The organism is Clostridium oryzae (assembly GCF_002029235.1).
Lineage (GTDB): Bacteria > Bacillota > Clostridia > Clostridiales > Clostridiaceae > Clostridium_AE > Clostridium_AE oryzae.
The window spans coordinates 15,759-29,029 of sequence record NZ_MZGV01000020.1 but is presented as its reverse complement, the minus strand read 5'-3'; the positions used below and the strand labels follow the sequence as shown (position 1 = coordinate 29,029).

The window sequence follows — 13,271 nt, the reverse complement described above, 5'->3', positions numbered from 1 at the left end:
CTCTTTTATTCAATTTTCTTAAGATAATCTGAAATACATGTTGAAACCTTCCTGCTTCCTGCCTCGTTTAGATGAAGACCATCAACTGTATAACTGCTTATATTACTTCTGTTTATTCCGCTTTCATCAAATAGGTTCAAAACCAATATATTATATGACTTACATACATTTTCTATAGCCTCAGCATACTCTCCTAATGTTACTCCTGCACGATTCGGTGCTGGGTATACAGGATAAACGCTATAAGCGCCTCTTTTCAATGGTGTAAAAAAAGCAATAGTTGCGTCAGGCTTAAGCTTTATAAGCTTATTTATAGTCCTATAAAGCGCACCATAAAAAGTTTTGGTATTCTCATCATCTTTTACAGTGCCAAGAGGAGTATTTAATGAATAATCAGCTGTCCCTGCAAATACGGTAATCAAATCCTCATTAGCCACTTTACTGGCATTAACATCATTCGCTGAATCTTTCATAAGCCTGCCTATCGAAGCATCTGTAGTGACCTTATTCATTCCTAACGAAACTTTCACATTGCTCTGATAACTCAATTTATAAGTTATATTGTCACCTAAAGCAAGCCAATTCTTATTTTTCCATCTGTTCTCATCTGCTGAGCCTATGACTGTTGAACCTTTATATGTAATGTCTTTACTTGCATCTTCCTGTTGTTTTGCTGCCTTGCTTAACTTCTTTTCCTCAGCTTCAGCCTTCTGTTTATTTTCCTCTTCAATTTTATTAGCCTCGATCTTAAGTCTCGAAGTGTTTTCTCTAAGTTTGTTGTTTCCAGCGATAACAACGAATAAGATTAAAGTTAATAATAATAGAGTGAAACAAGTTTGAAAAAATTTAACTTTGGGCTTCCAAAACAAAAATACCCCCTCCTTATATGTAACTTATCCGTAAGTGTTATTTATAACATTTAATAAATATGTACTTCATAATTTTATTAAACCACCCTTAATCATGACATATTAAGGGTAGTTATTTTAATTTTTCTTAAATAGGCCAAAGAAAAATGATGTTTTATTCTTTCGCTTTATCTGAGGAAGTTCAACACTTAATCCATTAATGATATTAAATTCATTTTCTTTTATCCAATTATATAGTTCATTATTATTTTTTTCTATTATCTTTAGTGCTCCGTTTATTTTTGTGGTTCTTTTTTTATCATTGTGGGCATCGCTGCCTATCATGTGCACAAGGTTCATTTTAACCAGTACTTCCGCAAAGGTTTTAATATCTTTTCCATAGGAACCAGTCAAACTGCCTGCATTAACCTGAGCAAGTGTGCCCTGTGAAACTAAACTTTCGAGTAGAGTTCTATCCTTCATTATCCTAAAATTTCTTTCAGGATGAGCAATAATCGGTATTGCACCAAGAAGTCTAAGTTCATAAAGTACCTCTTCAGTATAAAGCGGAAATTGCTGCATAGGCAGCTCTATTAAAAGATATTGAGAATTATTTAGTCCCCATATTCGTTTTTCTTTGTATAACTCTGGAAGTTCTAAAGACATATATAGTTCCATACCTTTAAGTATGTTTATATCTATGTCTCTTTCAGAGCATAGCTTGGTAAGTTCTAAAAGTTTCTCATCATATATAGAGCTTTCAACACCCTTTTCATTTCTGTAGTTAAAGTTTTCTGCTGCATCCTCTCCAGGAATATAGTGAGATGTAGCACAAATAAATTTAGTGCCCTCATTTACTGAATTTTTAAGCATTTCTATAGACATGTCAAAACTATCAGCGCCATCATCTATTCCTGGTATAATATGGCTGTGAAAATCTATCATTTTTGCACCTCATCTATTTATATTCATAATTATAATAATAGTAAGAATCTTTTGTATTAGGTACCTTATTAATTACTACGCCAAGTATTTTCCCTGAAACTTTCTCAATAAGCTCCTTTGCCCTTACAATTGCTTTTTTTTCGGCTTGTCCATAGCCTGCTACAAATACAACCCCATTGCAGAATGAAGCCAAGATCTGTGCATCAGTAACTGCAAGAACTGGTGGAGCATCCAGCAATACAATATCAAATACTGAACTGATCTCCTTTAAAAAATTTCTAAACTTATTACTTTCTAAAAGTTCTGATGGATTTGGCGGTATAGGTCCTGTAGTTAGAACATAAAAATTTTCAACATCAGAAGCCTTTATCACTTCATCTAATTTCTTCTCTTTTGATAAAAGATTTGATAGTCCTTCTTTATTAGACAATCCTAATTTTTTATGAACCGTAGGTTTTCTTAGGTCGCAATCCATAAGTAAAACCTTTTTTCCACTGTGAGCCATAACAACAGCTAAATTTGTAGCAACTGTACTCTTTCCTTCCCCTGGTTGTGTTGAGGTGATTACTATAGTATCAAGTTCTTCATCAAAAGAAGAAAACTGTATATTGGTTCTAAGTGTCCTAAAAGCCTCCGCTGCAGTAGATTTAGGATCTTTTATAGAAATAATATCTTTAAGCATCTTTTCACCTCATCATTTATTATTGTTTGACATATAAGGGATTGTTCCTATTACTGGAATGTTTAGTAGTTTTTCTATTTCTTCTGGATCTTTTATAGTATTGTCTAAGTATTCCATTACGATGACTATTACAATAGAAAGCATAAATCCAAGAATAAATGCAATAGTCATATTTAAATATGGTTTTGGCGTATCAGGACTTGTTGGAAATTGGGCTTTGTCCAAAATCTGGACATTATCTTCCTTTTTTACATCACTGCTTATCTTTTTTAATGATTTGGCAAGCTGGTTAGCAATATTCATAGATTCCTCTGCGTTCTTGGATTTCACAGCTATTGTCAAGAATTCAGTATCACCCTTAGCAGTAACTGAAATTTTATTTTGCAGGTCCTCTACATTTATATTAAGTTTAAGAGTGGTTATAGTGTCCTCAATAACAGTTCTAGATCTTACAAATTCCATGTAAGTAGATACCATCTTCTGATACATCATAACATCATTATAACTAGAAGAGTAATTCTGAGAATTTACGTTTTTAGGTCTTCCAATTATTACAGAAATATCAGATTCATATACTGGTTTTAAAACAAAGAAACTTACTACACCAGCCATTAACGTAAACATAAGAGTAATGATAGTAATAAATCTCCATCTTTTTTTTAAAAGAATCAAATATTCTAATATATCAAATTCCATTAGTTTTCCTCCTAACAGTAGTAACTGCACTATTATTCCTATGTTGCTTTCATTTAAACGTACTATTAATCTCTGCCATAAAGATCCCTAGTATACACCTTATCTATAACATCCTTGATTTCTTCAGACATTCTATTAGTGACAATCACATCTGCTTTCTTTTTAAATTCATTTAAATCTCTAATAACCCTTGAGTTATAAAAGCTATCCTCATTAATAGCAGGCTCATAGATTATTACTTCAACTCCCTTGGCTTTTATACGCTTCATTACACCTTGAATAGAAGATTGCCTAAAGTTATCAGAATTTGTTTTCATAGTCAATCTATATATTCCTACTGTATTAGGCTTTCCGGCTAGTATCATGTCAGCTATATGATCTTTTCTGGTCCTATTAGCCTCGACAATTGCACCCATAATATTATTGGGTACATCAGAATAATTTGCTAACAGTTGTTTAGTATCCTTAGGCAGACAATAACCGCCATAGCCAAAAGAAGGATTATTATAGTGGCTAGCTATTCTAGGGTCTAAACATATTCCTTCAATTATCTGTTTAGTGTCCAGCCCTTTTAATTCGCTGTAGGTATCCAGCTCATTAAAAAAGGCTACTCTCATAGCTAGATAAGTGTTAGAAAAGAGCTTTACTGCCTCAGCCTCCGTTGAATTTGTAAATAGAATTGGTATATCCTGCTTTATAGCTCCTTCTTGTAAAAGGGCTGCAAATTTTACAGCTCTTTCTGACCGTTCTCCTACAATAATTCTAGACGGATACAAATTATCATATAAAGCTTTACCTTCGCGTAAAAACTCTGGAGAAAAAATGATGTTGTCAGTTTGAAACATTGATTTAACTTTTTCCGTATATCCTACTGGTATAGTAGATTTAATGATCATTGTAGCTTCAGGATTGATAGATAATACATTTGCAATTACAGCTTCAACAGTTCTTGTATTAAAATGATTCTTATGTTCGTCATAATTAGTTGGTGTGCAAATTATCACATATTCTGCATCTCTAAATGCTTTATAATTATCTGTTGTTGCTGTTAGGTTTAAATCCTTAGATACTAAATATTCTTCAATCTCTTTATCAATAATAGGTGATTTTCTATTGTTAATCATATCAACTTTCTCTTGAATGACATCTAATGCAGTAACTTCATTATGCTGAGCTAATAAAATTGCATTTGCTAGTCCTACATATCCTGTCCCTGCTATTGTAATTTTACTCATAATGCATTACCTTCCTTTAGCCTAAAATATATTTAATACCATTTCTATACACTGTATTAATTTCCTGTCTATATAGATAAATAAACATTATAAGAGCTAATACAGATATAAAAACTGCTGGCAGTATATTCACAGGTGATATTAGTCTCCATAAAATTATAAATAAAATAAGTATTAAACTCATAATTTTTATTCGTTTCGATACAATAATAAGCTTCATTTTTGATAACACTATTGAAGCAATAATCAAGCTAACAGCATAACCTATCAAGGTTGCAACAGCTGATCCTTCAATTCCAATTACTCGTATCATAATATAATTAAGAATAATGTTTGTTATAGCTCCTATAGATAATATCAATGTAGATGGCCATGTTTTTTTCACAACCAAAAACTGATTTACTATTGTTTGATATAGCATGAGCAATAATGGTGACAAAAATAAATATGGAAAAATTACATACCCATTAACATAGCTCCCAGTAAAAAGTAATTTGAAAATGTAATAAGTAAATGGAACTACTATAATATAGGCTGAAAACGCAACTAACGCCAGATACTCAAATATGTTTGAGGTTAATACAATTTGGTCGTCATCTTTCATCGTGGAAAAAGCAAAATACTGCCAGCCGCCTGCAAAAGCAAGATAAATAAATTGACTTACAGACGCTACCCTAGCTCCTACTCCATATATTCCAACAAAATCATTGCCTATTTCTTTTGAAATAATTATTCTGGCACAGGACGTAAATATCCAGTACACTATAAAACCTGGCATTAATGGAGCTCCGATTTTTAGCATCTCTTTTATAAGCTCAACATTTACTCTTTTACTATTGAACCATCTTCTGTTTAGTCCATAAAAAACTATCAGCATTATAGCAGAAGAAATCAGCGCTGCTGCCGGCAATGCGTATAAATAATTTTTTTGCATGAGCAGAGGGATTGAAATGCTGTAGCCCAGTATAGGAGATATTGTATTTGCCGCAAGATATACCTTTCTCTTGTTTTGCATCCTAGTAGGAGCCATTATAATACTACTCAATGTAGAAATGAAAATACTAAAAGCGGTAAAATTTAATAACCCTACATATTTCATATCATTAAATATCCATACTGAAAAATATTTCTTCATCAAAAATAAAATAAGACACATTATAAGCCCACTGATTAAGACGAATCCTAATGCATTAGAGCATACTTCTTTTCTATATTCTAAATCATCTTTTTCAAAAAACATTCTAAACATAGCATCATACATACCCATAACTGCAATGGCTGATCCAAAGGAAACCGTAATGTTGCTCAAATCACTGAGACCATAGTAAGTAGTATTAGGCATAAGTCTCGTAACAATTGGAAGCATTATGATAGGAGCAATTTTACTAATTATGCCTCCAAGCCCGTATATAAGGAAATTTTCAAGAAAAAGCTTTGTCCTATTTTTATTCATAATTATCTCCAGCTATTAATTTTATCAATGACGTAGTTTATTTCTTCATCCTTCATACCGTACCAAATAGGTAAGCTTATCACTTCTTTAGATATTTTTTCAGCTATAGGCAGACTTCCTTCTTCTATATTTAGCTCCTTATATGCTGACTGTAAATGCATAGGTATTGGATAATGAATTACATTTCCTATCTCGTTCATATTTAAATATGAACTAAGTTCTTCCCTTCTCTCGGTCCTAATCACATACAGATGCCATACATGCATCGAATAATGTGCTTCATAAGGCTTAAATATGATATCGCTGCTTATTCCCTCTGAATATTTTTGTGCTATTCTTCTTCTTTCTTCATTCCATTTACCAAGATTCTTAAGTTTTACTCTTAAAAATGCCGCTTGCATTTCATCAAGTCTTGAGTTGTTGCCCTTGTATATGTGATGATACTTTTTGCTAGAACCATAATTCCCGAGGGCTCTTATCTTATCAGCCAGCTCCCTATTATTTGTTACAACAGCTCCAGCATCCCCAAGAGCCCCTAAGTTCTTTCCCGGATAGAAGCTGAATGCTGAAGCATCCCCTAAGCTTCCAACTTTTTTCCCTTTATATAATGCTCCATGGGCTTGTGCTGAATCTTCAATTACTTTTAAGTCATACTTTTTTGCAATGCTATTTATCTCATCAATATCTGCAGGTTGCCCATAAAGATGAACCGCAATAATAGCCTTTGTTCTACTAGTTACAGCCCTCTCTATCAGTTCGGAATTAATATTATATGTTTTTAAGTCAGGATCTACAAAAATTGGTTTTGCTCCTGTATAAGAAACAGCAAGTGCAGTAGCAATATAAGTATTAGATGGTACTATGACTTCATCTCCAGCACCTATATCGAAACCTCTTAAAATTAAATAAAGTGCATCAAGACCATTGCCGCATCCTATACAGTAATTACTATCACAAAACTCTGCAAATTCATTTTCAAATTTGGAAAGTTCTTCACCTTGTATAAACCAATTTCTGCTGTACACTGACCTAAATTGATCATATATTTCATTTTCTATTTCTTTATGCATAGGTTCAAAACTAACAAAAGGAACTTTCATAACTTGATTCTCCTACCTATATATTTTTATAGCTTCCTCTAAATAAAAATCATAATTCCTTATATAATCATCTTCGGAATAATTCTCTGAAGCAAGAACTAACAGTACACTTCCTTCAGTGAAATCAAACATTTCTCTCCATACATGAGGGCCAATATACAAACCAACTGAAGGATCATTTAGTTCAGTTAGTTCCTCATCTTCAGGATTCTTAGTTCTGATTTTAACTGAACCATTTAGGCATATGAGTACTTGATGAAGCTTCCTATGTGAATGAAATCCTCTTACTACTCCTTGTCCAACACCAGTGATATAATAAACTCTCTTTATTTCAAATGGTATATCTATTTTGCCTTCAATGGGAGTTAAATGTCCATATTTATCTGTAATATCCTTAAATTTAATTAGCGAACAATTATACATCGATTCACCTACTCTTCTATAATTTTTATTTCCTGAATCCATATTTCGAAATCTGAAGCTTCCCAAGGCATTCCCTTTTTAAAATTATTACGCCATGGATAAACTGCTTCTCCGGTAAATTTATTTTTGATTTTTCTAACGGAACAAACCTCTTTTGCTGGATTACCAACTACCACCATCTCTTTTTGCACATCTTTCGTAACTACAGCTCCAGCCCCTACTAATGCATCTTCCTTTATATGAACACCTGGAAGTATAACACTTCTGGTAGAAATTACAGCAAATGAATCTATAGTAACTCCTATTAATTCATTTGATGGAGGTGTGGGATCATTTGTTAAAATTACATAAGGGAAAATCCATACATAGTCTTTAATCTTACTTTTTTGTCCAACATGAACATTGCTATGCATACTAACATAATTTCCTATTTCACAATAGCCTTGTATATCTGACAGAGTGCCTACTCTAACATTTCTGCCTATTGTAGTATGTTCCCTAATAGTAACCTTATGACCACTTTGAAAATTATTAGCTATACTTGTATCTCCATATATTATATTTTCAGTTCTAATCAGTGCATTTTCACCTATTACTAGTGGATGAAGCTTATTGACTTTATCCCCATAAAAATCAAATAAATATTCGCCAAGAATACTTCTCGCACCAATGAAGCTTCCTTTTTTAATGTGAACATTTTCTCTGATAATACAGCCATAATCTATATAAACATTATCCTCTATCGTCACATTTTCACATATTATTACATCATCTTTTATAGTTACATTTTTGCCTATATTGGCTGATGGATGAATCATTTAAATCTCTCCCTCATCGTTAGTAATTATTAAAACTAAACTGCTGTCATATAAGTGCTTGAGCTGTTTATTAAAATCTCATTTTTCGAATCTATTGATAGCTTCATTAACTTTTTTACATATTTCGTTGTAGTACTCTTTGCTGCTACGACATTGATTTTTCAATATACTTTTAGCTTCAGCCATTGATTTTTTGACGTTTCTACTTTGCTTTCTTTTTATTAATTCAATTCTTCTAATGTAATTGATAGGTTTTAATAATGGATTACTAATTTTAAATGAAAAAATATCACATTTTAGGTACAATTTCATTAAAATTCCGTTTTCATCATCATAATATCGCTTCTTTAGTTTTATTAGGTCGCTAGTAAAAATATCTGCTGTCTTATTTTTTTTAGGTAATCCATGGCATACAGATTCATCATGCATTCTATATAATATGAGAGGATTAAGCAAAAATTTTATGTTTAAATTTAGATTATCCTTCAAAAATTTATACCATCTTGGATCATCTTCAAAAAGATAGAATTCACTCACAAATTCTCTGCAGCTATCAGTATATAGACAGTTTTTAAAAAATGTTGAAGGTGTATGAAATAAACTGCCTTTCTTAATTTCATCAAGATAATATTTATAATTTTTATCCATTCCATATATAAATCTTACTAATCTATTATCATCATAGTAAATCCTTCCCTGCTGCAAATACAAAGGGAAATATGAAACAAGATCATATTTCTTCAATAAGCTCACATAGCTAAACAGATTATTATTAGAAAACAAATCATCTCCAGCAATCACTTTGAAATCTTCTGTCTCAACGTGATCTAGTAGTCTGTGATAGTTATTTACAGTACCAATATTTGATTTTGAGCTTAATATCTTAACATTTTCAAACAAATCAGGATTTAAAGCCAGCCACTTCTTTACATATACTAGTGTAAGATCTTTAGAGGCATCATCAGAAACCACTAAATTGAATCTCATGTTTTTCCCATAAATTTTTATCTGATACTTTATACTTTCTAGAGTTTCCAAGACATACTTCTGCTGATTGTATGTTATAACTCCAAATGTAAAAAACATTATTATATCCTCCTTGCCTTTGGAACTACTAAATTTATTATAGGAATAGTTAAAAGACTCCAAATCAGTAATTCCCATGGAAGTACTAGCGTAAAATAATTTGCAAAAAAAGACAGTGCGTTAAAAGTAAAATAAACACTCGCAAAAAGTGCTATTTTCTCAGTTCGAATTCTTTTCACCATAATGACTATTAATTCCGTTACTGCCCCCCATACAAGAAGCGCAAATACAAAGAATATAATATTATTTGTCAGATAAATATTATATAAAACTCCTATAACATTGGAAGTCATATTCCATTCATTAATACTTCTAAATCCCATCGTAATCAAGTGGCCTTCAACCCTCAATCCTATCAATTTATCGAAAAATAGATTAGGTAATGTCATAAATGTGTTTAGCATATAATCTTTAGAACTATATGAACCCGATAGATTTGAAGTAACCCAGTTGGCATTTATACTGCTGCCGCCTATATAGTTCCATATCTTATACAGGTATTGATTACCTGCATACTGCATATTACGGAGCAAAAAGCTAATATAATAATTTAGAACGAATAGTCCTAAAATTCCTACAATTATATAGTTAAGCATTTTTTTCATCAAATGCTTGTCCTTAATTGAACAATATAAATAGGAAATCATAACATATGCTATGACATGATATTTTATAAAACTTGAAAACGCTATAACAATGCCGAGAAAATACAAAAGAAAAAAGATTTTTTTCCTTTGTTTAATTCCTTCGTATAACATTATTGCTTCCAGTGGAAAGATACTCAACTCCAGATGGGCACCTATTCCTTTTAATTGCATGACTTCAAAATCATTATTTGTTATATATGCTATACCTCCCTGACGATATATACTAATGATTTGAAATAACCTAAAAAGTAAAACAAAAGCTATATAATATGAAACTATTTTTATATTAATATTTATTTTAACTGATTCAATATTGTTATCTGATAGATGAGTAGATCTATCTTTCTTTGAATGTAAAAGACTCCTACACGCAATCATACCTGCATAGAAAATCTGACCTCCAAAAAACAGTATATAAAGTGAATCAGTATTCAACTTCTCATATCCAAAGCTGCTCATTATATAATTATTAAGTAATGCAATGATTATATATGGACCGATTACGAGAAAATATCCATTAAACAAACTTTTATTTTGAAAATATTCAATTAATAATGTTAATGAAAAAATTAATAGCAATATAAATTCCATGTTTCACCGCCCATTAATAAGTCCAATTCTATTGTAAATTCTTCTCTTAGCTGTACTAGCGAACAGGTTACTAGTCTATACACTAGTTTAGCGTGGATTATTAACTAAGCTTTTATAGATAATTTCCATCTCACTTACATTCTTATCCCAGTCATAAAACTCAATAACTCTAGCTCTAGCATTTTTGCCTAATTCTTCTCTCACTTTACTATACTTTAGTAATTCATACATTTTTTCAGCCATACTGTCAGAATCTTTTCTAGGTACAATATACCCAGTCTCTCCATGTATCATCACTTCTTTAAAGCCGCTTACATCTGTTGCTATTACTGGTACTTCGCAGGCCATTGCCTCCACAGCTGCTACTCCAAAGCTTTCACTATCCATTACGCTTCCAAGACAAAAAACATCCATATTATTAATCACAAGTGGAACATCTTTATTGGCAATGTATCCTTTAAAAAAAACTCTATCAGCAACATTTAACTGCTTACACAAATTTTTTAGCTCATTTTCCAAGGTACCCTTACCATATATCTCTAATACAGGAGTACTACTGTTGTTTTCTTTCTCAAGCTTATCAGCGACAGCTTTAAATGCTTTAATGATATACTCAATCCCATATTTACGTTCTAATGTTTTTACCACGCCAAAAACGAATTTTTGTTTCTTCTTTTCCAACTGCAAAGGTTTGAATAAATGAGTATCCACACCAAATGGTGTTATAGGAATGTCCATATTCTTACCCATTAACTTTTTCACCTGATCTGCCATCGAATAACTAGTAGATGCTACTATAGATGCATAGCTGATATTCTTTTTTACTATTTTCATCTTTAGTTTGCTTTGATATGGGAAATCATAGACATCACTTCCCCATACTGATAAAACTGAAGGCTTTAGTCTTGCAAAGCGTGCTAAGGTACCATATCCGCTTGCATAATGTACATTTACTATATCTGGCTTTATCTGTTTTGACAGCTTATATACTTCAAATGCGTTTAGATAATACGCTGCTACACCAGAAAATTTAAGTTCATGCCTAAATACAGCATTACTGATAATATCTTTATTAGGTTTATGATTAGCATTATAAGTTAGATGTACCTCATAACCTCTTTCTGTCAGTGCATTTACCCACCGAACTGTATGAATATTACTTGCAGCAGATAAAAATAAAATCTTCATGCTATCCCCATTTCTTATTTACAGAATTATTTTCTAAGTATTCCATATCATCGAGTATCGTAATTTCCATCACTATTTTATCCTTAAAACTTTCTTGAAACACAAATAACATATCAAATTAATTGATTTTATTACTGATAAATGTTCTATGTGCCTATATACCTGCCAATGGTATTTTATTAATCCCATTTTGTTTCTAGACAAAGAACCCTTTCTAATTCTATGACTTCCAAGAACTTCATCTAGTCCATAAATGTACACTGCCTTTTTAATAATCTGCAGCCACATTACATAATCATTCCTTTTTCTAATATTGGGTATTTTAAATTTTCCTAACTTTTTACAGTTATATATTACAGTAGAATTTCCTGGACAATTCTTTAAAATTCCATTGTAGTCTTGTTTAATACTAGCAACTATAGTTGTGTTAAGCTGACTACCATCTTCATCAATTTTCCCATAGCTTGTACAAGTAAACATATATCCATTTTCCCTCATAAATGATATCTGTTTAGATAACTTCTGAGGGTACCATACATCATCACTATCTAAAAAAGCAATAAATTCTCCTTCACATAATTCTACCCCTGTGTTTCGAGCAATTGCTGCACCAGAGTTTTTAATCAATCTGTGATATTTGATACGGCTATCACGTTCAGCGTACTTCTTTACTATCTGTCCAGTATTATCTGTTGAATAATCATCTATTACAATAGCTTCCCAATTAGAATAAGTCTGACCAATTACTGAATTTAACGTAATTCCTATAAACCTTTCACAATTATAGGCTGGAATTATTATTGAAACTAGACTTTGTGCCTTATCAGGAGTTCTATCATTCTTTTTTACATGATGCTCGATACATTTAGTCAATTGCCTTTCCTCCTAATATCGTTTAGTCAATTTTTATATTATTTTTTTGTACTAATGCCTCTGGTACTTTATTACCTTCAATAACCCCTTCATTCTTTAGCACTTTGTAGAAAGTTATAATTACTATATAGATATCTAACCATAGTGACTGGTTGTCCAAATAGTACTTGTCATATCTAACTTTATCGTGCATCATCAATGCATCTCTGCCATTAACTTGAGCCCATCCCGTAAGTCCAGGTACTAATTTATGCACACCTGCATCAGTTCTAAGGCGTATTAATTCTTTTTCTTCTGAAATAACAGGTCTGGGTCCTACAAAGGACATATCACCTTTCAGTATATTCATAAGCTGAGGTAATTCATCTAAACTTGTTTTTCTTAAAATTTTGCCTATAAATGTTAAATAATCATTAGGATTTTTCAATAAATATGTTGCCACGTTCGGAGTATTAGCCTTCATGGTTCTAAACTTATAGATCACAAAAACCTTATTATCTTTACCTACTCTCTGCTGTTTAAATATAGGCGAATCTGTTGTGGTTAATTTTATTATTATAACAATAATAATAAATATAGGGATTAACATTAGAATTAATAAAGCGCTAAATATAAAGTCTAAAACTCTTTTCATGATTAATTGATGCCCCCTTTATGCAAAAACAACCTTTTCCATATTGAATCTA

At 31.6% G+C, this 13,271-nt stretch carries 14 protein-coding genes; all 14 read right to left on the bottom strand.

Annotated features, from left to right (window positions below; translation table 11 throughout):
• Nucleotides 1-5 precede the first annotated feature (5 nt).
• The 14 genes from CLORY_RS10800 to CLORY_RS10735 all read right to left on the bottom strand — a co-directional run bounded on the left by CLORY_RS10800 (nt 6) and on the right by CLORY_RS10735 (nt 13,219).
• Nucleotides 6-869, bottom strand: coding sequence for an SGNH/GDSL hydrolase family protein (locus CLORY_RS10800; protein WP_079424168.1), 864 nt, complete (start codon nt 867-869; stop codon nt 6-8).
• Nucleotides 870-986: 117 nt separating this feature from the next.
• Entirely contained in the window at nt 987-1,793 is an 807-nt protein-coding gene (locus CLORY_RS10795; RefSeq protein WP_079424166.1) for a tyrosine-protein phosphatase, read from the bottom strand.
• A 13-nt stretch (nt 1,794-1,806) separates the two neighbouring features.
• The gene (locus CLORY_RS10790) at nt 1,807-2,475 is read right to left on the bottom strand and encodes a CpsD/CapB family tyrosine-protein kinase (RefSeq protein ID WP_079424164.1); all 669 of its coding nucleotides are present in this window, start codon (nt 2,473-2,475) and stop codon (nt 1,807-1,809) included.
• Nucleotides 2,476-2,487: 12 nt separating this feature from the next.
• A complete protein-coding gene (locus tag CLORY_RS10785; protein ID WP_079424162.1) occupies nt 2,488-3,171 on the bottom strand; it encodes a YveK family protein in 684 nt (227 codons plus the stop codon).
• Nucleotides 3,172-3,236: 65 nt separating this feature from the next.
• Nucleotides 3,237-4,406, bottom strand: a complete 1,170-nt coding sequence (locus CLORY_RS10780) for a nucleotide sugar dehydrogenase (protein WP_079424159.1) — start codon at nt 4,404-4,406, stop codon at nt 3,237-3,239.
• Nucleotides 4,407-4,422: 16 nt separating this feature from the next.
• The gene (locus tag CLORY_RS10775; protein ID WP_079424157.1) at nt 4,423-5,859 is read right to left on the bottom strand and encodes a lipopolysaccharide biosynthesis protein; all 1,437 of its coding nucleotides are present in this window, start codon (nt 5,857-5,859) and stop codon (nt 4,423-4,425) included.
• Between the two features lie 2 nt (nt 5,860-5,861).
• Nucleotides 5,862-6,959, bottom strand: coding sequence for a DegT/DnrJ/EryC1/StrS family aminotransferase (locus CLORY_RS10770; protein WP_079424155.1), 1,098 nt, complete (start codon nt 6,957-6,959; stop codon nt 5,862-5,864).
• A 12-nt stretch (nt 6,960-6,971) separates the two neighbouring features.
• The gene (locus tag CLORY_RS10765; protein ID WP_079424153.1) at nt 6,972-7,382 is read right to left on the bottom strand and encodes a sugar 3,4-ketoisomerase; all 411 of its coding nucleotides are present in this window, start codon (nt 7,380-7,382) and stop codon (nt 6,972-6,974) included.
• Nucleotides 7,383-7,390: 8 nt separating this feature from the next.
• Complete coding sequence (locus CLORY_RS10760) at nt 7,391-8,200, bottom strand: acyltransferase (RefSeq protein WP_079424150.1); 810 nt, start codon at nt 8,198-8,200, stop codon at nt 7,391-7,393.
• A gap of 78 nt (nt 8,201-8,278) precedes the next feature.
• A complete protein-coding gene (locus tag CLORY_RS10755; RefSeq protein ID WP_169911589.1) occupies nt 8,279-9,286 on the bottom strand; it encodes a glycosyltransferase in 1,008 nt (335 codons plus the stop codon).
• Between the two features lie 2 nt (nt 9,287-9,288).
• A complete protein-coding gene (locus tag CLORY_RS10750) occupies nt 9,289-10,524 on the bottom strand; it encodes a DUF6337 family protein (RefSeq protein ID WP_079424146.1) in 1,236 nt (411 codons plus the stop codon).
• Nucleotides 10,525-10,611: 87 nt separating this feature from the next.
• The gene (locus CLORY_RS10745) at nt 10,612-11,712 is read right to left on the bottom strand and encodes a glycosyltransferase (protein WP_079424144.1); all 1,101 of its coding nucleotides are present in this window, start codon (nt 11,710-11,712) and stop codon (nt 10,612-10,614) included.
• A 72-nt stretch (nt 11,713-11,784) separates the two neighbouring features.
• A complete protein-coding gene (locus CLORY_RS10740; RefSeq protein ID WP_242954396.1) occupies nt 11,785-12,585 on the bottom strand; it encodes a glycosyltransferase family 2 protein in 801 nt (266 codons plus the stop codon).
• A 22-nt stretch (nt 12,586-12,607) separates the two neighbouring features.
• On the bottom strand, nt 12,608-13,219 hold the full coding sequence (locus CLORY_RS10735) for a sugar transferase (RefSeq protein WP_079424142.1): 612 nt from the start codon (nt 13,217-13,219) through the stop codon (nt 12,608-12,610).
• Between the last annotated feature and the right edge of the window lie 52 nt (nt 13,220-13,271).